This is a genomic window from Streptococcus sp. SP8 (assembly GCF_030440045.1).
GTDB lineage: Bacteria > Bacillota > Bacilli > Lactobacillales > Streptococcaceae > Streptococcus > Streptococcus parasanguinis_I.
In genome coordinates this window covers 12,632-33,139 of the sequence record NZ_JAQFJL010000008.1, presented here as the reverse complement: position 1 = coordinate 33,139, position 20,508 = coordinate 12,632, and the positions used below count along the sequence as shown (strand labels likewise).

At 42.0% G+C, this 20,508-nt stretch carries 22 protein-coding genes; 9 read left to right on the top strand and 13 right to left on the bottom strand.

The genetic code is table 11. From position 1 onward, the window contains the following. Nucleotides 1–62 precede the first annotated feature (62 nt). The 9 genes from infB to PCY11_RS06780 form a co-directional block, all read right to left on the bottom strand. Nucleotides 63–2,777, bottom strand: a complete 2,715-nt coding sequence (gene infB, locus PCY11_RS06820; protein ID WP_045760254.1) for a translation initiation factor IF-2 — start codon at nucleotides 2,775–2,777, stop codon at nucleotides 63–65. 16 nt (nucleotides 2,778–2,793) lie between these two features. Next, complete coding sequence (locus PCY11_RS06815) at nucleotides 2,794–3,093, bottom strand: YlxQ-related RNA-binding protein (protein ID WP_003010399.1); 300 nt, start codon at nucleotides 3,091–3,093, stop codon at nucleotides 2,794–2,796. Continuing rightward, on the bottom strand, nucleotides 3,086–3,382 hold the full coding sequence (locus PCY11_RS06810) for a YlxR family protein (RefSeq protein ID WP_003010401.1): 297 nt from the start codon (nucleotides 3,380–3,382) through the stop codon (nucleotides 3,086–3,088). The genes PCY11_RS06815 and PCY11_RS06810 overlap by 8 nt, the downstream gene beginning before the upstream one ends. Nucleotides 3,383–3,396: 14 nt before the next feature. Further along, complete coding sequence (gene nusA / locus PCY11_RS06805; RefSeq protein ID WP_003010402.1) at nucleotides 3,397–4,539, bottom strand: transcription termination factor NusA; 1,143 nt, start codon at nucleotides 4,537–4,539, stop codon at nucleotides 3,397–3,399. Between the two features lie 44 nt (nucleotides 4,540–4,583). After that, complete coding sequence (gene rimP / locus PCY11_RS06800) at nucleotides 4,584–5,063, bottom strand: ribosome maturation factor RimP (protein WP_070845547.1); 480 nt, start codon at nucleotides 5,061–5,063, stop codon at nucleotides 4,584–4,586. Between the two features lie 97 nt (nucleotides 5,064–5,160). Further along, complete coding sequence (gene trmB, locus PCY11_RS06795) at nucleotides 5,161–5,796, bottom strand: tRNA (guanosine(46)-N7)-methyltransferase TrmB (RefSeq protein ID WP_024056398.1); 636 nt, start codon at nucleotides 5,794–5,796, stop codon at nucleotides 5,161–5,163. Then, entirely contained in the window at nucleotides 5,793–6,587 is a 795-nt protein-coding gene (gene ccrZ / locus PCY11_RS06790) for a cell cycle regulator CcrZ (RefSeq protein WP_003003852.1), read from the bottom strand. The genes trmB and ccrZ overlap by 4 nt, the downstream gene beginning before the upstream one ends. 40 nt (nucleotides 6,588–6,627) lie before the next feature. After that, a complete protein-coding gene (locus tag PCY11_RS06785) occupies nucleotides 6,628–7,683 on the bottom strand; it encodes an ABC transporter permease (protein WP_024056397.1) in 1,056 nt (351 codons plus the stop codon). After that, nucleotides 7,680–8,411 carry an ABC transporter ATP-binding protein gene (locus PCY11_RS06780; protein WP_024056396.1) on the bottom strand — a complete coding sequence of 244 codons (732 nt, stop codon included), beginning with the start codon at nucleotides 8,409–8,411 and terminating at the stop codon, nucleotides 7,680–7,682. The genes PCY11_RS06785 and PCY11_RS06780 overlap by 4 nt, the downstream gene beginning before the upstream one ends. Before the next feature lie 67 nt (nucleotides 8,412–8,478). Between PCY11_RS06780 and PCY11_RS06775 the strand changes: the two genes are divergently transcribed. Next, a complete protein-coding gene (locus PCY11_RS06775) occupies nucleotides 8,479–8,892 on the top strand; it encodes an HIT family protein (RefSeq protein WP_024056395.1) in 414 nt (137 codons plus the stop codon). 12 nt (nucleotides 8,893–8,904) lie between these two features. Then, nucleotides 8,905–9,195, top strand: coding sequence for a hypothetical protein (locus tag PCY11_RS06770; protein ID WP_003012641.1), 291 nt, complete (start codon nucleotides 8,905–8,907; stop codon nucleotides 9,193–9,195). A 21-nt stretch (nucleotides 9,196–9,216) separates the two neighbouring features. On the opposite strand, the gene PCY11_RS06765 is transcribed toward PCY11_RS06770, so the two are convergent. The 4 genes from PCY11_RS06765 to PCY11_RS06750 all read right to left on the bottom strand — a co-directional run bounded on the left by PCY11_RS06765 (nucleotide 9,217) and on the right by PCY11_RS06750 (nucleotide 13,204). Next, nucleotides 9,217–10,410, bottom strand: a complete 1,194-nt coding sequence (locus PCY11_RS06765) for an LCP family protein (protein WP_024056394.1) — start codon at nucleotides 10,408–10,410, stop codon at nucleotides 9,217–9,219. A 13-nt stretch (nucleotides 10,411–10,423) separates the two neighbouring features. Then, a complete protein-coding gene (locus tag PCY11_RS06760) occupies nucleotides 10,424–10,954 on the bottom strand; it encodes a GNAT family N-acetyltransferase (protein ID WP_049522805.1) in 531 nt (176 codons plus the stop codon). Then, nucleotides 10,947–11,402: a tRNA (adenosine(37)-N6)-threonylcarbamoyltransferase complex ATPase subunit type 1 TsaE gene (gene tsaE / locus PCY11_RS06755; protein WP_049485569.1), complete on the bottom strand. Its 456-nt coding sequence runs from the start codon at nucleotides 11,400–11,402 to the stop codon at nucleotides 10,947–10,949. The genes PCY11_RS06760 and tsaE overlap by 8 nt, the downstream gene beginning before the upstream one ends. A 380-nt stretch (nucleotides 11,403–11,782) precedes the next feature. Beyond that, complete coding sequence (locus PCY11_RS06750) at nucleotides 11,783–13,204, bottom strand: NCS2 family permease (protein ID WP_301362600.1); 1,422 nt, start codon at nucleotides 13,202–13,204, stop codon at nucleotides 11,783–11,785. Between the two features lie 175 nt (nucleotides 13,205–13,379). Between PCY11_RS06750 and PCY11_RS06745 the strand changes: the two genes are divergently transcribed. The 7 genes from PCY11_RS06745 to serS all read left to right on the top strand — a co-directional run bounded on the left by PCY11_RS06745 (nucleotide 13,380) and on the right by serS (nucleotide 20,472). Then, a complete protein-coding gene (locus tag PCY11_RS06745) occupies nucleotides 13,380–14,192 on the top strand; it encodes a Cof-type HAD-IIB family hydrolase (RefSeq protein ID WP_031575197.1) in 813 nt (270 codons plus the stop codon). A 188-nt stretch (nucleotides 14,193–14,380) separates the two neighbouring features. Continuing rightward, complete coding sequence (gene adhP / locus PCY11_RS06740) at nucleotides 14,381–15,403, top strand: alcohol dehydrogenase AdhP (RefSeq protein ID WP_003003874.1); 1,023 nt, start codon at nucleotides 14,381–14,383, stop codon at nucleotides 15,401–15,403. A gap of 374 nt (nucleotides 15,404–15,777) precedes the next feature. Then, the gene (locus PCY11_RS06735; protein WP_070845551.1) at nucleotides 15,778–16,767 is read left to right on the top strand and encodes a PTS sugar transporter subunit IIB; all 990 of its coding nucleotides are present in this window, start codon (nucleotides 15,778–15,780) and stop codon (nucleotides 16,765–16,767) included. Between the two features lie 27 nt (nucleotides 16,768–16,794). After that, nucleotides 16,795–17,598: a PTS mannose/fructose/sorbose transporter subunit IIC gene (locus PCY11_RS06730; protein WP_003018496.1), complete on the top strand. Its 804-nt coding sequence runs from the start codon at nucleotides 16,795–16,797 to the stop codon at nucleotides 17,596–17,598. An 18-nt stretch (nucleotides 17,599–17,616) separates the two neighbouring features. Beyond that, nucleotides 17,617–18,528, top strand: coding sequence for a PTS system mannose/fructose/sorbose family transporter subunit IID (locus PCY11_RS06725; protein WP_003010435.1), 912 nt, complete (start codon nucleotides 17,617–17,619; stop codon nucleotides 18,526–18,528). A gap of 80 nt (nucleotides 18,529–18,608) precedes the next feature. Further along, nucleotides 18,609–18,977, top strand: coding sequence for a DUF956 family protein (locus PCY11_RS06720; protein WP_049482595.1), 369 nt, complete (start codon nucleotides 18,609–18,611; stop codon nucleotides 18,975–18,977). Between the two features lie 217 nt (nucleotides 18,978–19,194). Beyond that, the gene (gene serS / locus PCY11_RS06715; protein WP_070845553.1) at nucleotides 19,195–20,472 is read left to right on the top strand and encodes a serine--tRNA ligase; all 1,278 of its coding nucleotides are present in this window, start codon (nucleotides 19,195–19,197) and stop codon (nucleotides 20,470–20,472) included. Nucleotides 20,473–20,508: the final 36 nt, after the last annotated feature.

Genomic DNA, 20,508 nt, shown 5'->3' with positions numbered 1-20,508 from the left:
TCTGCTTTGTGTTTAAAAACTAGGAAATCAGAGAAAATTCCTCTTTTTTCCTAGTCAGCCTCTTATTTTTTAATTTCTTCCATGATGTAGGCTTCAATGGTATCGTCTGTCTTGATATCATTGTAGCCTTCAATCATCAATCCACCTTCACGACCATTTGTGATCTCTTTGACATCATCTTTGAAGTGTTTCAAGCTTGCAAGAGCTCCGTCATAGATCACGACACCGTCACGAATGACACGGACTTTGGAATCACGTGTAACCTTACCACTAAGGACCATAAATCCACCAATGGTACCCACTTTTGAGACTTTAAAGGTTTCACGAATAACTGCTTCCCCGATCACTTTCTCTTCGAACTCAGGATCCAACATACCCTTCATGGCATCTTCCATTTCTTCAATCACTTTGTAGATGATTGAGTGAAGACGGATTTCCACCTCGTCAGCTTCAGCTTGTTGACGTGCTTGTGGAGTAGGACGGACGTTAAATCCGATGATGAAGGCATTTGAAGCTTCTGCAAGGGTCACGTCTGATTCGTTGATCGCACCAACTGCTGAGTGAACGATGGTCACTTTCACACCTTCTACTTCAATCTTTTGAAGGGAAGCAGCAAGAGCTTCAACCGAACCTTGTACATCGGCTTTAATGATGACATTAACGGATTTCACTTCCCCAGCCTTCAAGGTATCAAAGAGATTTTCAAGGCTGACGCGGTTGGTTGCTTGACGTTGTTTCATCAGAGCACGTTTGGCACGTTCTTCACCCGCTGCACGCGCTGATTTTTCATCTTCATAAACCGCAAAGTGGTCACCCGCCATTGGCGCTTCGTTCAAACCAGTGATAGAAACCGGAGTAGATGGTCCTGCAACCTTCACACGACGTCCAAGGTCATTGGTCATGGCACGGACACGTCCAAAGGTATTTCCGACAACGATTGGGTCTTGAACATTCAAGGTACCTTGTTGAACAAGGAGGGTTGCCACTGCACCTTTTCCTTTATCCAAACGCGCTTCGATAACGGTACCGATGGCACGAACAGTTGGATCTGCCTTGAGTTCTTGGATTTCAGCCACAAGAAGGACCGTTTCCAAGAGTTCATCGATATTTTGGTTGAACTTAGCTGAGATTTCTACAAACTCAGAATCGCCACCCCAGGCAGTTGACATAACCCCATGTTCCGCCAATTCACCGATGACACGTTCTGGGTTGGCACCTGGTTTATCAATCTTGTTAATAGCCACAATGATTGGGACATTCGCCGCTTTTGAGTGGTTAATAGCTTCGATAGTCTGAGGCATCACCCCGTCATCTGCCGCTACGACCAAGATGGTAATATCCGTAACAGATGCACCACGCGCCCGCATAGAAGTAAAGGCCGCGTGTCCAGGTGTATCCAAGAAGGTAATCTTCTTACCATTTTCCACGATTTGGTAGGCACCGATGTGCTGGGTGATTCCTCCCGCTTCACCTGTTGCTACACGTGAATTACGAAGAGTATCCAAAAGGGTAGTTTTACCGTGGTCAACGTGTCCCATGATGGTGACAACTGGTGGACGCTCTACCAACTCATCTGGATTCAAATAACCATCTTCAACGAAGAAGCGTTCGATATCGGCATTGTCCACTTCAACCTTTTTCTTGGCTTCAATTCCATAATCCACCATCAAGAGTTCAATCGTATCTCCATCCAGCGATTGATTTTGAGTCGCCATGACTCCCATCATAAAGAGTTTCTTGACGATTTCAGCCGGTTCACGCTTGATGCGTTTTGCGATTTCGGCAACCGTCATTCCATCCGTATACTCAAATTCACTTGGTAATTCATGGAATTTACGCTCTGTTACTGGTTTTGGAGCATCATTACGGTTGTTCTTTCCTTTTTTATTTTTCTTATTGTTATTCCAGTTACTATTTCTCTGATTTCTCACTTGATTTTGACTATTTCGATTCCTTTGTTGTTTTCTTGGACCATCTTCTTCACGATCAAAATCATCGCGTTTCTTATCTGGTCGCGCTTGTTTCTTCCGACGTGTATCGACTTGAGCTGGAGCAGCAGCAACAGCTGGTTTTGTATGGTTCTCAACAGCTGGCTCCTGTACAGGTGCTTTCACTTCTGGTGCTTCTACCCGTTTCCGGCGCTGTTGACGTTCTTGTTCTGCTTTTGCAGCTTGTTGTTTGTAGCGATCTTCACTTCCACGTGCGTATTCAGCATTTTGTTCAGCTTTCAGTGCTGCTGCACGCGCTTTGAAATCAACTTTTGGTGCCACTTGGGGTTGTGCACTACGTCTTTGATCTGGTCGGTTATTACGACGCTCAGAACCTTGATTTCGCTGTTCATTTCGCTCTTGTGGTCGTTGATTTCGGTTGTCACCATGACGCTGATTATCTTTGCGATCACGTTTTGGACGATTGTCTTGTTGTTTCCTACGTTCAGCCTGTTCTTTTGCACGCGCTTCTCGTTCCGCTTTAAAGTTACGACTCTTTGGTTTAGCAGCTGGCGTTACTGATTTTGTCTCAGTTGCTCCTTCTTTTTTGACAGGCGCTGCTTCTTTTTTCTCTGCGACAGCCGTTGTCTTGGCAGCCACTTCTGCTACTTTCTTTTCGACTGTTTCTTTTTTCGCTGCAAAGCTCTTGATCAGCTTTTCAGCAACATCAGTATCGACACTAGATGCATGACTCTTGACGTCAAAACCTAATTCTTTCGCACGAGTGACGACTTCCTTACTTTCCTTGCCCAATTCTTTGGCAATTTCGTATAATCTTTTCTTAGACAATTGCTGTCCTCCTCTTCTATTCCATAAGAGACCTCATTTTCTTTGAAAATCCAGCATCTACAACAGCGACGACCTTCCGGGCACGTCCAATTGCAGTGCTTAATTCTAGTGTTGAAAACACGGTAGATACTTGAACCTCATAATAGTGACCCTTATCTGTCACCTTTTTTGTCAGGTTACTAGCTGCATCATTTGCCAGAAAAACTAATTTTGCTTTTTCTTCCTGGATTGCTTTGATCACGAGTTCTTCTCCAGAAATTAGTTTTCCTGCTCTTTGCGCCAAGCCTAACAAATTACTTATCTTTTGCTTATTCAAGGCCTAACTCTCTTCTCTTCACCTTATGATCTACATAAGCAATCAATTCATCATAGAAAGCTTCTTCCACTTCCATATTAAAGCTACGATTAAAAACTTTCTTTTTCTTAGCAAGTGCCGCTTCTTCATTGTCTAGCTTGATGTAAGCGCCTCGACCATTGGCTTTGCCAGTTGGATCGATAAAGACTTGTCCTTCTTTATTTTTGACAATGCGGAGCAAATCGCGCTTATCAATAATTTCATTTGAAACGACAGATTTTCTTAAAGGGATTTTTCTTGTTTTTACCATGTTCCCTCCCTCTCTTAATCGACTTGCTCTTCGCCACTTTCTACTTGGTCTTCAAAAGTTTCTTGAGCTGCTTCCATTTCTTCGAACTCACTAGCAGATTTGATATCGATGCGGTAACCAGTCAAATGAGCTGCCAAACGAACGTTTTGACCACGACGACCAATGGCAAGAGATAGTTTATTATCTGGAACCACAACGAGAGCATGTTTGCTATCTTCATCATCAAAAATAACTTGGTCCACTTCTGCAGGGGCGATCGCATTGTAGATAAATTCAGCTGGATCTGGAACCCATTCGATGACATCGATATTTTCTTCTGTCGGAACCATACGGTCTAATTTCTGATCGTATCGAGCTGGGTGGAACTTGCTGGTAATCTTTTTAATATTCGATCCACCACGACCAACGATAGTCCCAATCGCATCTACGTTTGGGTTATGGCTACGAACCGCAACTTTTGTACGATCTCCAGCTTCACGCGCTACACTCATAATCTCAACAGTTCCATCATAGACTTCAGGAATTTCCTGTTCCATCAAACGTTTGATCATTTCAGGATGGCTTCGGCTAACAAAGACATTGACACCACGTGGATTATCTTCTACCTTGTAGACAAATACTTCAATTCGATCATGAGATTGGAACACTTCTCCTGGAATTTGGTCTTGCTTAGACAATTGAGCTTCGATTGAGCCAAGATTGACATAGATAAATCGATTGTCAAAGCGCTCCACCGTTCCACTCATGATTTCATTTTCATGTTCTTTATAAGTGTTATAGGTGATGGTGCGCGTTTGCTTACGCATTTTTTCCATGATCGTTTGTTTAGCAGATTGAGCTGCTACACGACCAAATTCAGCTGGTGCTTCTTCAAACTTGATCTTGTCCCCCAACTCATAAGCAGAGCTAATGGCTAAGGCATCCTTCAAGCTGATTTCTAAACGGCTATCAAAGACTTCATCCACCACTTCACGAACCGTATAAACACGGAAATCTCCAGTTTTTTCATTGAATTCAATCGCTGCACTTTCTGATTGTCCATAACGACGGCGATAAGCTGAACGCAATGATTCTGTGACGGCTTCGATGATATCTTCTTTTTTGATCCCTTTGTCTTCTTCCAAAATGCGGAAGGCTTCTAGCATTTCTTTACTCATGTTTTTCTTGCCTCTACTATAAAGGCATCCTTTCTTTCATTCTGTTACAATTTTACAGCCAACCTTGCTTTGGACACAAGGTTATAAGGAATTTCTACAGTTTTCTTTCGTGTTTTATCCATATACTCAATGGTCAAAACATCCTCTTCAAAACCTACCAAGTTCCCCTCAAAGACCTTTTGCTTTTCAACAGCCTTATACAAGCTGATATTGACATACTTGCCAACAGCTCTCTCGAGTGCTTCCTTGGTTTTCAAAGGTCTCTCCAAGCCAGGACTGGTAACTTCTAAAAAGTACTGTTCTGGAAATGGATCTGGTTTGATTTGATCCAATAGCGGGCTAATGATTTCTGTCAAATCCGCTGTATCATTCAGTGTGATCCCTTCTGGTTTGTCTACGAAAATGCTTAAGACGTAGTCACCACCCATTTTGCCATATTCAACATCAACCAATTCAAATGGTTCCTTTATAGCTGGCTGAATCACTTCTGTTACTAAGTCAACAATCGTTGCGATGGTTGCCACCTCCTCATAGATAAGAGGCGAAGATATTTCCCCGCCTCTCCTTTTCTATTCATTTAATGTATTATAGCACGATTTCCCAATGATTGCAAGGAATATGCTAAAACTGTGCTTCTACACGGTAAATGACCTGGCCTTTACTTGAGAACTTCTTCTCATATTCCGTCATGACATTGCCCTCAAAGTCACTAGCATGAAGGTCTAACCAGACTCCCTTCAAAGTCATTCCATATTGCGAAAAACTCACCAAACTGTATTCAAACAAACCTCGGTTGTCTGTTTTAAAGTGAATCTCCCCATGTTCTGGAAGAATTTGCTTGAAGGTATCCAAGAAGGTCTTGTATGTTAAACGACGCTTCTCATGACGTTTCTTAGGCCAAGGATCTGAAAAATTCAGATAGAGTTGATCGATTTCTCCATCTTCAAAATAGTTGGTCAAGCTATCCCCGTCTACCCAAAGCAATTTAATATTAGGAACATCAGCTTCTAAGACCTTATCTAAAGCATAACTCAAGACTGATTTTTGAATATCAATTCCGATGTAGTTGATCTCTGGATTGGCCTTGGCCATCCCAGTAATAAAGGCCCCTTTTCCGCTACCCACTTCGATATGAATAGGATGGTCATTCCCGAAAATTTCATGCCATTTTCCCTTGGCATCTTCTGGATTTAGGACCACATATTGCGGGTTCGCTTCTAATAATTCAGTCGCTCCCTTGCGATTTCTAACTCTCATATTTCCTTTCCATATTTCAACCGGAAATTGCGCAGAGCATAGATCTCGCGATTGACATTTTCTAAATCATTATTTTCATAGTATTTAGCAATTTGGCACAAGAAAGAGTATTGACCAAACCAATAGAGTTTATCAAATACTTTTTGATTGTACTTGTAGCCATAATAGCCTAACCAATCGCGCCAATTAGAATCTGGGATATAGTGACTCAAGATATGCGCCACATCCAACATCCGGTCTGTCAAACGAACAGAGTCCCAATCGACTAGATAAATCAAGCCGCTCTCTGTCTCAATCCAGTTACTATGACGAACATCTCCGTGGACGATCGTCGCATAATCCTCCCGAAAGGCAGGCACTGTCTTACGTAAATTCTTTACGACTGATTGGATATAGTGGTTCTGACGTAGGGCAATTGGCAACCGGTTGCTCCAAGAATTGAGCAATTCTAATGGAGATTCCACAGGATAGCCAAGTTTTTTCAATTGGGTCATCAAAGGTCTAGAACGGTGCAATCTCGTTAAAATATTGACCACTTGTTTTTTTGACATCCCATTTGGCGTGAGAATTTCCCCATTCAACCATTCTTGGGCACTCATCACATTTCCATCTGGCAATCGTCGACTCCATAACAATTGAGGAGCAATCTGTTCTTTTGCTAGACCCGCAAGGATTGGGGTCGTATTCATTTTTACAAAAACGCGCCCACCATCTGGGTAGGTCCCCATGTAGGCCTTCCCACTCTTCCCAGGAATTGGGGTGAGGCTTAGCTCTTTTTCATTCGAGTCCATCTTTTCCTCCGTAAAAAGTTTCCAATCTATTTTACTAATTTTAACGACTTTCGTCAACCAAGCGCGCCATCTTAAATGGAAGATAGAGTAGGATTAAAGCAACTGTATAAGCCAATAAGCCTAACAACAGGACTTTATCTGAAATAAAGACCAGGCCAATTCCCCCTTCTATCACCGTTATCATCCCCATGACCAGCTGAATCGTTTTGTTCAACCCTGCCTTTTTACTACCCTTTTTCATCGGGAAAAGGAGAGTCAAGGGTTGGTAATCAAAAGCACTGTAAAGCCCCAGTAATTGAAAAATAACCAAGTAATTGAGCAAGGCTACAAGGGCAATCACTACGAGAGGTTGGGGAATAAAGATGATAGCGAGAATGGAAAGAGCCAAGAGTCGGAGAGTCATAGAGAAAAGATCTCCATTCCGTAGGAAGGAGCGCGTATATAAGTGAAGCCACGTATTGCCATGTGTTTTGGGAAGAAGCCCTAAGAAACCATCCAAGTAAGCTCTTCTTTTGACACTATTAGTGATCCCTTTCACCGTTGTAAACAAGGCAAAGAAGCGAAGGATCAATTGTTTCCTTGCATTCTCACGAGCAATGGCTAAGGTCCAATTCAAATTTCCATCCTGGTAGAAGCGCGCTTTCTTCCAGCTAAAAACAGCCCCTTTAGCCACTCCTAAGACAAGGATATAGGCTACAATAGCAAGTTTATCCAGCCCCGTTGCCAGAAGAAGAGGCACAAATAATAGAAGGACAACACTTTGAATCAAAAACCAAAACACAAAAGACTTCTTGGCCTGCCCTTTGATATAACGTTTCACTTCCTCTTCCTTTACTAAAAGGAATAAAGCATCGGGCTTCTCTAAGTAGGTCGCAATGGAGCCTATCGGAACCAAGAGGAGCAAGCCAATCATGAGACTCCAGCGGATCAGGCTTGTATCTTTGGGTAGATCTTGCAAGAATTGGCTGTATTGAACCGCCAAAAATCCTATGAAAATCAGCATAAAGAGGACGAAATGATCATTGAGAACATAGCGGCTATATTTTACACATTGAGTTCGAAACGTTTCTTGCCGTTTTTTCATCAACTCTTTCATGCTGTTTCCTCTTCTGTCAAGGTCATGTAGATATCATTTAGACTTGCTTTCTCATCCCCAAAAGTTGAGCGCAGCTCGTCCAAGGTCCCTTTTGCTCGGATCTGACCCTTATGTAGGATCACAAAACCATCACACATCTTTTCAGCCGAATCCAGAACGTGGGTACTCATCAAAATCGATTTTCCTTTTGCTTTCTCATCGGCCAATAACTGAATCAAATCTGCAATCGCAACAGGATCCAATCCCAAAAAGGGTTCATCGACAATATAAAGACTTGGATCCACTGCATAGGCACAAATAATCATGACCTTTTGCTTCATCCCTTTTGAAAACTGGGTCGGGAACCAATCTAATTTTTCAGCCAAACGGAATCGTTCCAACAAAGGCTGGACGCGCACCATGACCTGATCCATGTCTAAATCATAGGCCATAGCTACGGTCTCGATATGCTCTCTCAGGGTTAATTCTTCATATAGGCTAGGGGTTTCTGGAATATAGCCGATTTTTTTACGATAGTCAGTTGGAGCTTCTTGAAGACTCAAGCCGTCAATCCGTACTTCCCCAGCATAAGGATGCAGGAGACCAATAATTTCATTAATCGTGGTTGACTTCCCAGCTCCATTTAGTCCAATCAAACCAATCAGTTGGCCATCCGGAACTGAAAAACTCACCTCTTTCAGGACAGGGATGTTGACATAGCCCCCTGTCAACTTGTTGATTTCTAACATATTTTCTCCGATTTCTGGTATAATGTTCTTATATTATAACAAAATTTAGTCTAAATGAGGTGTATTTATGGTTGATGATTGTATTTTTTGTAAGATTATAGCTGGTGACATTCCTTCCTCCAAAGTCTATGAGGACGAGGAAGTCCTCGCATTTTTGGACATCTCTCAGGTTACACCAGGTCATACGTTAGTGGTTCCAAAAAAACACGCTCGCAACCTCCTAGAGATGGACGAAACCACCACAGCTCAACTATTTGCACGTGTTTCTAAAGTTGCTAAAAAAGTAGAAGCTGCTACCCAAGCTAAGGGAATGAATATCATCAGCAACATGGAAGAAGTTTCTGGACAAACCGTTTTTCACACACATGTCCACATTATCCCTCGCTATTCCGATCAAGATGAGCTTGGCATTTCATTTACTGAACACGAGCCTAATTTTGAACAACTAGCAGTTCTCGCAGAAACCATCAAAAACAGTTAAAAAGGAGGCCATATGAAACTCAAAAATCTCTTTTGGTTTGCAACAGGAGCTAGCATTAGCTACCACCTAGTAAAAAACCGCAAAGAAATCAAAACAGAGGTGACTGAATCCAGCCAATTGGTCAAGGGAATTCAAGATAACCTAGCAAAAATCCAACGCAATCTGGATATTATCCAAGACCAAAAGACCAATCTTCAAGAATTGGTAACGGATTTCCAATACAAGACCAAATTATTTAGTCAACAAGCAACAGCCTCTCTAAAAGAAATTCAAGACATCTGGCAACCAAGTAAAAACGATTGAGAAAACTCAATCGTTTTTTTCTTATTCTGAAGGTACCGTAGGTGTCACACTGCTCGACTCTGTAGCTGCAGGAGCAACTGGTGTCACTGGTGCAACAGAACTTTGAGGCGTCACCACTCCCGTATCCTGGGTCGATGGTACAACTGGTAGTTGGTTAAACTCTTGGTAAACAGGTGCTTCCTCAGATGATGCCGCTGGCGTATCATTTTGAGAAGAAGTATTCTTCAACTCTTCATCTCCATCTAATAGGTAAGCATTGGTTTTCAATGTTTTAATTTCTTTCATCCCCAAAGCTTTGCGGATGATATTTTGAATTTTCAAGATATGTTTTGAAGTGACAATCTGATAACTTCCGCCATCTGCTAAGGTGGCATCTTCTCCTTTCAGCTGGTACTGATGAATCGTTGAAAGAGCATCTTTATATCCTAGCAATTGAAGAAGGCTATTACTGTCAAGCGCTATGTTGGTTTGCATATTGTCACTAACAGACTCAATGATTCCTTTGTAGTGACTCAAACTATTGAGGCTTAAAACTTTCTCAACAATCTTTTTGATCACTTCACGTTGGCGTTTTTGACGTCCGTAGTCTCCTTCTGGGTCTTGGTAGCGCATGCGTGAATAAACGAGAGCTTGATCCCCATTAATCTCCTGACGTCCTGGTGCGATCTTAGCCGAATATTCTGGCTCATTATCCTCGATCGAGATATCGAAGTCAAATGGATTGTTAACCGTGATACCACCAACCTTATCCACTAATTGAACCAATCCCTTCATATTGATCATGACATAGCGGTCAATATGGATATTCAAAAGATCTTGAATAGTCTTAATGGCTAACTTGGCACCGCCTTGAGCATAAGCCGAATTCAATTTTGCTTGGACTGTTTCGCCATCTGAAGTAATATTGGTTAGGATATCTCTTTCCAAGCTCGTCATGGTTGTTTCTTTTGTTTGAGGATTGACAGTCACCAAAATCATGGTATCACTATTTCCGGCCCAAGGATCTTCCCGAGAACCGCTACCTGTATCAACCCCCATCAAAAGGATGGTCATTGGCTTGTTTTCTGCAATGACATTGGTCTCATTTCCAAAGCCTTTATAGGTCTTACTGAGAGTCCCAGTCGTTTGGTTTAGGATGGTAAGGCCATAAGCCCCAATCCCAATCACTGTTACCGTCAATAAGCTCAAAAACATTAAAATAATTTTTTTAACCATATAGAATCTCTCTCTAATCTATCAGTTTCCCCATAAGGTAAACATCTAAGAATTCTCCTTCAGCTGAACAAGCTCCACGAGCTTGGCAACCTTCGATCTCAAAACCTAACTTTTTATACAGGTGAACCGCCCGTTCATTGCGCACTTGGACATTCAAGACTAGTTTCCTAAGAACACCGGTCGAGTGCGCCCACTCGATCCCTTCTTCCAACAGGATCTGTCCAAGCCCTTGATTCCAATAAGCTTTTTGAACCACAATAAAGACATCACCAATATGCCGAATGGACCGTTGAGAAGCTGCAGTGATATTTAGCAAAGCTGCCAGTTCCTGATCTAGAAATAGCAAGAGGCAAATCCTGTTTCCCGCCATCTCTTGCACCATCAGAAATTGCTCCATGTCTGCTGGAGACATGCCAATTCCAGCTTCATCTAGCGTCATGTAATCTGACTCTTTCCCAACTTGATTTAAGAAATCAACGACAAGAGCCGCGTCTACACTGTCAGCTTGCCGAATTTCTAATGTTACTTCCTTTTCCTTAGTCATCGGTTTTTTCCACCTGCTCAAAGGATGCCAGTAAAGCTTCTGCACGCGCTCCATGAGCTTCAAAAGCTAACTCTCGCCCATCTTCTAATTTTCGGATAAAAATTTTTAGATAAGCATCCGAGAGACTAGGCTCAATCAGCTCTCCCCATTCAATAATGGTAACACCATCTCCAAATAGAAAATCATCTAAATCAATAGAATCTGGATCATTCCCAATCCGGTAAACATCCAAATGGTATAAAGGCAAGCGACCTTCGTATTCACGAACAATGGTATAGGTCGGGCTTTTAATCATCTGATCAATCCCTAACCCCTTTGCAATTCCCTTGGTAAAGGTCGTTTTTCCTGCCCCTAGATCACCTGATAAGATGATCACGTCTTGCTTTTCTAAGAGTTTTCCTAGCTGTTTTCCTAGAGCGATCAGCTCCGTTTCATTGTGACTAATCATTTCTCTATTATACCAAACTTTTTAAAAATCTGCTCTTTCTTTTAGAAATTGTTCGACTCCGGTTTGATTTTTAGATAGATAGACAAACTATTTTAAAGTAAAATAAGTTAAGTGATTCTGCAAAAAAATAAATTTGAGTTCCAATTTTTAAATCGATTTAAGAAAATAATGAAACTTTCCGCTGTGAGAAAAGTGCCTGAAACAATAACGTTTCAGGCACTCGGAATTATTGAGACCTTAGGCTCAATAATTAGTCATGGAACTTCAAAGAAGTTCGCTGACGTCCGTACTCACCTAAGGAATGTTTTTGGTATAACTTTGTCTTCAATCTGAAAGGAATGGGAGACAACTCCCATTCCTTTTTGGCACTTTCCTGATGCTTAATTCAAGGCCATGCTAACGTAGTTTAAAATAAAGAGAACATCTAGGATCCAAATCATGCTGTGCACTTCTTTGGCTTGTCCTTTAACCACTTTCACCAAGCTATAGGTGATAAATCCAGCAGCGATCCCTTGAGTAATCGAGTAGCTGAAGCCCATAAAGATAGAGGTGAAGAAGGCAGGAACTGCTTCTGACATATCTTCCCAATGGATATTTTTCAAGCCACTCAACATCATGATCCCAACAACAATCAAAATTGGAGCTGTAGCAGCGGTCGGTACAATCGCCAACAAAGGACTAAAGAGACTTGAAATAGCAAAACAAATCGCTACAACCAAGGCTGTCAGACCAGTGCGTCCACCAGCTCCAATACCAGCTGCAGATTCAACATACGTCGTTACGTTTGAAGTTCCTGCAATAGCTCCGACTGAAGTCGCTACAAGGTCTGAATAGAGGGCCTTATCTAATTTCGCTGATTGATGGTTTTCCCCATTTGTCGCAACAATCCCAACTTTTTCACCCGTACCGATCAACGTTCCGATTGTATCAAAAATATCAGTCAAGGAGAAGGCTAAGATGGCCATTAAGGTCTCAGGCAAACGAGACGTATTGGAAATCAAAGATCCCAATCCTTTCGATCCCAAAGCTTGACCAAAGATCGTGCCTAAATCATTAAAGGCCGCTCCTAGATGGTTACTTGCAAAGTCAATTTTAGTGATATCAACCACATGGATGAGAATTCCAAGCACAGTCGTTACTAAGATAGAAAGGATAATCCCTCCCTTAATCCCTTTGACAACAAAGAAAATAGTAATTGCAAGACCAACAAGAGCCAAGAGGACCGACGGATTGTTAAAATCAACCAATCCAGGAACAGCAGATGCATTGGCTGAGATCGTTGCATTCGCCTTATCTGCTCCTTCTCCAACCACTGTATAGGTATGAGGGTCAATCGTGAATTTTAAAAATCCTGCATTCTTAATCCCAACATAGGCCAAGAAAATCCCGATCCCCGCAGAAATAGCAGAGCGAAGAGCAGTCGGAATCGATTCGATGATCATCTTCCGAACTTTTGTCAATGTGATAATCAATGAAATCACACCACAAATGAAGACCATTCCCAAAGCTTCCTGCCATGAGTATCCCATACCAAATACAACTGTAAAGGTAAAGAAGGCATTCAAGCCCATCCCAGGTGCTTGTGCATAAGGTAAATTGGCATAAAAAGCCATCATCAAGGTCCCGACAACGGATCCAATAATCGTTGCAAGGAAGACTCCTTGAGCTGGCATACCTGTTTGTGACAACATTTGAGGGTTTACGAAGAGGATATAACTCATCGCAAAAAAGGTTGTCAAACCAGCAAGAACCTCTGTCCGAACAGTGGTTCCATGTTCTGAAAGTTTAAAAAACTTATCCATTTCAGAATAAACTCCTTTTTCATCATTCTCGCTCCCAATCAATTTGCGAACGTTATATCTATTCTACCAAAAGATCTTTCGTCTTTCAAGAAATCCCGCTTCTCTTCTCGATTTTTGAGCGCTTTTCCGATTTTTCTGATATAATGGTCTCATTCTTCTCGAAAGGAACTGAAATATGCATAAAAAGATGATCGCTCTAGATCTAGACGGCACTCTCTTGAATTCCGAAAGCAAATTGAGCGACTTTACCATTGAGACCATTAAAAAAATTAGTGCTCTTGGCCATAAAGTCATTATTACAACAGGCCGCCCCTACCGTATGGCACATACCTACTACAAACAACTAGAGCTAGATACTCCGATGATCAATTTTAACGGCTCCCTTACGCATCTCCCAGAGAAAAAATGGGTGGATGAACAATGTTTGACTTTAGATAAAAAATACCTGCTAGATATGGTCGCCAACCGAGACACCATCCAAGCGGACTTTATAGCAGGCGAATACCGCAATAAATTCTTTATTACCGATCCCAATGAGCACGTCGCAGATCCTAAATTATTCGGTATTGAGGCTTTCCAACCAGAAAATCAATTCAACCCCGAACGGGTAACGAGCGACCCAAACTGTATCCTCTTTCAAACGAAAGCGGAAGACAAATATGCTCTGGCAGATGAAATGAATCGGCATTATGACTACAATCTGTCTATCAATACTTGGGGTGGTCCCTTAAATATTCTGGAATGCAATCCAAAAAATGTGACCAAAGCTTCTGCTCTGACCTACCTTCTGGATAAACTCAATATGGATCAGAAGGATTTGATTGCCTTTGGAGACGAGCACAACGATACCGACATGCTAGCACTAGCTGGTCATGGATACGCCATGAAAAATGCCAGCTCCGTCCTTCTCCCTTATGCAGACTCCGTCACAGATTTCACGAATAACGAAGATGGTGTCGCGCGACAACTCATTCAATTATTCTTATAATACTAATAGACATGAGCTATCCCTCATGTCTTTTTCTGAGCTAAATCCTTAATCAGTTAATCAATACCTTCCTATTTTTCCATTTTTTTCATTGCCTTGCCATCTGGTTTGTGATATTATTAACATAGTTATTAAAGAAGCGCTTTCAAAAAACTAAATCGCTTCTCGTTCACTTAAGGAGGAACAAAATGAAAGCTGTTGTTGTAAATCCAGAAGGTACTGGTGTTGAAATCGTTGCAAACAAAGACATGCGTCCACTTGAAACAGGGGAAGCACTTGTTCAAATCGAATACTGTGGTGTCTGCCACACTGACTTGCACGTTGCTCACGGGGACTTCGGTAAAGTTCCAGGCCGTGTTCTTGGACACGAAGGAATCGGTATTGTTAAAGAAGTTGCTCCAGATGTCAAGAGCCTAAAAGTTGGGGATCGTGTCAGTGTCGCATGGTTCTTCGAAGGATGTGGAACTTGTGAATACTGTACAACTGGTCGCGAAACTCTTTGCCGTACTGTAAAAAATGCTGGTTACTCTGTTGATGGAGGAATGGCTGAACAATGTATCGTTACTGCAGATTACGCAGTGAAAGTACCGGAAGGATTAGATCCAGCTCAAGCTTCTTCTATTACGTGTGCAGGTGTTACAACTTACAAAGCCATCAAAGAAGCCAAAGCTGAACCAGGACAATGGATCGTTATCTATGGAGCTGGTGGACTAGGAAACTTGGCTGTTCAATATGCTAAGAAAGTCTTCAACGCACATGTCATCGCTGTCGATATCAACAATGATAAACTAGAATTGGCGAAAGAAGTTGGTGCAGACTTTGTCATCAACGGTCGCGAAGTCGAAGATGTCCCAGGATTGATCAAAGAAAAAACAAACGGTGGAGCTCACTCTGCTGTCGTAACAGCCGTTTCTAAAGTAGCTTTCAACCAAGCAGTAGATTCTGTTCGTGCTGGTGGCCGCGTTGTCGCAGTTGGTCTTCCTTCTGAAATGATGGACCTCAGCATTGTGAAAACTGTATTAGATGGTATCCAAGTCATTGGTTCTCTTGTAGGAACTCGTAAAGACTTGGAAGAAGCTTTCCAATTTGGTGCAGAAGGCTTGGTAGTCCCTGTCGTTCAAAAACGTCCAGTAGAAGATGCTGTCAAAGTCTTTGACGAAATGGAAGCCGGAACCATTCAAGGACGTATGGTACTTGACTTTACAAACTAAACAACTGAACCTACAGGACTAGCCCAACTGGGCTAGTCTTTTTTGAGTGCTCTCAATCACTCTATTTTACAATTTATTATATATTTATTTTTGTTTTCGAGAATATCGTTTGATTGTCGGAATCTTTTCATTGAGAACAAAATCCTATAAAACATATCTATTATTGATTTTTTAAGCATCAACAAGTAATAAACAAAATGCATTCAAGAGCATTCTTTTTCTATCTAACGATAGTTTAATATAATAAATCAATGTTTTTACATCGAGATTTTGATAGAAAAATTGACTTAAGTGTGGAAACGATTTATAATAAAGTAGCTTAAAGTTTTCTTAAACTGAAAGTCAAACAAATTTTATAAGGAGGAATGTCAATAATGAGTATTGGTATCATTATTGCTAGCCACGGTGAATTTGCAGCTGGAATCCACCAATCCGGCTCGATGATCTTTGGGGATCAAGAGAAAGTTCAAGTGGTTACGTTCATGCCAAGTGAAGGCCCGGATGATCTCTATGCTAAATTTAATGCAGCTGTTGCCGCATTTGATGCAGAAGATGAAGTCTTGGTTTTGGCTGACCTTTGGAGTGGTTCTCCATTTAACCAAGCAAGTCGCGTCATGGGAGAAAATCCAGATCGTAAATTTGCGATCATCACAGGATTGAACCTTCCGATGTTGATTCAAGCTTATACAGAACGTTTGATGGATGCAAATGCCGGCGTTGATCAAGTCGCTGCAAACATCATCAAGGAAGCAAAAGACGGTGTCAAAGCCCTTCCAGAAGAATTGAATCCTGTTGAAGAAGCTAGTACAGCCGCTGCTGCTCCTGTAGTCCAAGCTGCTATTCCAGAAGGAACAGTTATCGGAGATGGAAAACTCAAGATTAACCTTGCCCGCTTAGATACACGTCTTCTTCATGGACAAGTCGCAACTGCTTGGACACCTGATTCAAAAGCCGATCGGATCATTGTTGCTTCAGATTCTGTTGCCAAAGATGAACTCCGTAAGGAATTGATCAAACAAGCGGCACCAAATGGTGTGAAAGCAAACGTTGTCCCAATTCAAAAATTGATCGACGTTGCAAAAGATCCACGTTTTGGAAATACCCATGCTTTGATCTTATTTGAAACACCTCAAGATGCTCTTCGCGCCATTGAAGGTGGTGTTCCGATTAAAACCTTGAACGTTGGTTCAATGGCCCACTCAACTGGTAAAACCATGGTGAACAATGTGTTGTCAATGGATAAAGATGACGTGGCTACATTTGAAAAAATGCGTGATCTTGGAGTTGAATTTGACGTCCGTAAAGTACCAAATGACTCTAAGAAAGATTTGTTTGACTTAATTAACAAAGCTAACGTTCAATAATCGATTACTTACGAAAGGATTTTAAACATGTCTATTATTTCTATGGTATTAGTGGTCGTTGTTGCCTTCTTAGCAGGTCTTGAAGGTATCCTTGACCAATTCCAATTCCACCAACCCCTTGTTGCTTGTACCTTAATCGGTTTGGTAACAGGTAATTTGACTGCTGGCATTATGCTTGGTGGTTCACTTCAATTTATTGCACTTGGCTGGGCAAACATTGGTGCCGCAGTTGCACCCGATGCTGCCCTTGCATCTGTCGCTGCTGCCATCATCATGGTACTTGGGGGAGACTTCAGTACAAAAGGAATCGTTGTCGCTCAAAGTGTCGCTATTCCACTTGCAGTTGCTGGTCTTTTCTTGACCATGATCGTCCGTACCCTTTCCGTTGGTTTGGTTCACACTGCCGACGCTGCTGCTAGAAAAGGGGATATCAAAGGTGTAGAACGCGCTCACTTTGTGGCCCTTCTTCTTCAAGGTCTTCGTATCGCCATTCCTGCAGCCCTCTTGTTGATGATTCCTGCTGAAACTGTCAAAACTGCTCTTGAACAAATGCCAAAATGGCTCTCTGATGGAATGCAAATCGGTGGTGGTATGGTTGTAGCCGTTGGTTATGCCATGGTTATCAACATGATGGCGAGTCGTGAAGTATGGCCATTCTTTGCCATCGGTTTTGCCCTTGCTGCCGTTAGCCAATTGACCTTGATTGCTCTTGGAGCAATTGGTGTTGCCCTTGCCTTGATCTACCTCACTCTTTCTAAGAAAGGTGGCAATGGAGGTGGCGGAGCCGCTACTTCTAACGATCCAATCGGCGACATTCTCGAAGACTATTAAGAAAGGTGTGACACTATCATGACTGAAAAATTACAATTATCTAAATCAGATCGTCAAAAAGTTTGGTGGCGTTCAACCTTCTTGCAAGGTTCTTGGAACTATGAACGGATGCAAAACTTGGGTTGGGCTTACTCATTGATCCCAGCTATCAAAAAACTCTACACGAAGAAAGAAGACCAAGCGGCTGCTCTTGAACGTCACATGGAATTCTTCAACACTCACCCATACGTTGCCGCTCCTATCATCGGGGTAACACTTGCTCTTGAAGAAGAAAGAGCAAACGGTGCTGCGATTGACGATGCTGCCATCCAAGGGGTTAAAATTGGTATGATGGGTCCTTTGGCAGGTATCGGAGATCCAGTCTTCTGGTTTACAGTACGTCCTATCCTTGGTGCCCTTGGTGCATCACTTGCTGCATCTGGTAACATCCTTGGCCCACTCATCTTCTTTATCGCATGGAATGCGATTCGTATGGCCTTCTTGTGGTACACGCAAGAACTTGGTTACAAAGCAGGTTCTGAAATTACCAAAGATATGTCTGGTGGGATCTTGCAAGACATCACTAAAGGGGCTTCTATCCTTGGGATGTTCATCCTTGCTGTCTTGGTAGAACGTTGGGTATCTATTAAATTCATCTTTAATGTTTCTTCTGTCAAATTAGACGACAAAGCTTATATCCACTGGGATAAACTTCCTGAAGGATACAAGGGTATCCAAGAAGCCTTCGCTCAAGTTGGCTCAGGCCTATCTCAAACACCTGAAAAAGTTACAACTTTCCAACAAAACTTGGATTCATTGATTCCTGGTTTGATGGGATTGCTTCTTACTTTTGCTTGTATGTGGTTGTTGAAGAAAAAAGTATCTCCAATCACTATCATCATCGCTCTCTTTGTAATCGGTGTATTAGCACACGTTGCTGGCTTGATGTAAGCAAAGATCAACTAAAAAGAAGGTTTCGGCCTTCTTTTTATTATGATATAATGGAGTGAACAGCAATACAGGAGGATCTCATGGCTCAATCATTGAATAAAACCGTTGAATTCCATACTACAGGGGTTTCTTACCTTGGAGTGGGGGGAAAGGTTGGAAAAATCCTAGTCGGGAATGCCGCTTTTGAATTTTATGCGGATGCAAATGTTGAAGACTACATCCAAATTCCCTGGCAAGAAATCGAGCGAATCGGAGCCAATGTATCCGGACGTAAAATTAGCCGCCATTTTGAAATCTATACCAGAGAATCAAAATTTCTCTTTGCTTCAAAAGACTCTGGAAAAATTTTAAAGATTTCTCGGGAACATCTAGGAAATGAGAAAATTGTCAAACTTCCTACGTTGATCCAAATCATCACGGCTAAAATTAAAAATCTATTTGCAAAATAGGATCTTTTCTTGTATAATAGACGCAAACGGATAAGTAAGTTAAGAGTCTCTTTCAGAAAGTCTGCGGTTGCTGCGAGCAGATAGAAATCTTAATTGAAATTCTACCGTTTCTTTAAAATACAATATCGAATCAAGTGCACACCTGTGAAGTTGGATGGAACCGTGGCTCTGCCACTCCAACACTCTAACAGGTGTGTTTTTTGTTAAAGGAGAAGCTATGTTAGATATTAAACGAATTCGTACAGACTTTGATACGGTTGCTAAAAAATTGGCAACACGTGGCGTAGATGCAGCTATTTTGAATGAAATGAAAGAAATCGATGCCAAACGTCGAGATATCTTAGTCAAAGTAGAAAATCTTAAAGCAGAGCGTAACACTGTATCTGCTGAAATCGCACAAGCTAAACGCAACAAGGAAAATGCAGATGATAAGATTGCTGCCATGCAAACCCTCTCTGCAGAAGTCAAAGCATTGGATACAGAATTGGCTGAAATCGATGCCAAATTAACTGAATTCACTACTACCCTTCCAAATATCCCTGCTGATAGTGTCCCTGTTGGAGCAGATGAGGATGACAACGTTGAAGTTCGCCGTTGGGGAACTCCTCGCGAGTTTGACTTCGAACCAAAAGCTCACTGGGATTTAGGTGAAGACCTTGATATCCTTGACTGGGAACGCGGGGCTAAAGTTACTGGTGCTCGTTTCCTCTTTTACAAAGGACTTGGAGCTCGCTTAGAACGCGCTATCTACAACTTCATGTTGGACGAACATGGCAAGGAAGGCTACACTGAAGTCATCCCTCCTTACATGGTCAACCATGATTCTATGTTTGGTACTGGACAATATCCAAAATTCAAGGAAGATACTTTTGAACTTAGCGATACTAATTATGTCCTCATTCCAACTGCTGAAGTTCCTTTGACAAACTACTACCGCGATGAAATTCTTGATGGGAAAGACCTTCCAATCTACTTCACCGCTATGAGTCCATCATTCCGTTCAGAAGCTGGTTCAGCTGGTCGTGATACTCGTGGATTGATCCGTTTGCACCAATTCCATAAGGTTGAAATGGTGAAATTTGCCAAACCAGAAGATTCATATGGTGAATTGGAAAAAATGGTTGTCAATGCTGAAAATATCCTTCAAAAACTGAACCTTCCATACCGTGTAGTAGCTCTCTCAACGGGAGACATGGGCTTCTCAGCTGCCAAGACTTACGACTTAGAAGTATGGATTCCAGCGCAAAACACCTACCGTGAAATCTCAAGCTGTTCCAATACAGAAGATTTCCAAGCTCGCCGTGCGCAAATCCGCTACCGTGATGAAGCAGATGGCAAGGTAAAACTCCTTCACACTTTGAACGGTTCTGGATTGGCAGTCGGACGTACCGTCGCTGCTATTCTTGAAAACTACCAAAACGAAGACGGTTCTGTGACCATTCCAGAAGTCCTTCGCCCATACATGGGTGGTGCAGAAGTCATCGCACCAAAATAAAGTTTAAAAAAACTGAGTCTTGCAATTTGCAAGCTC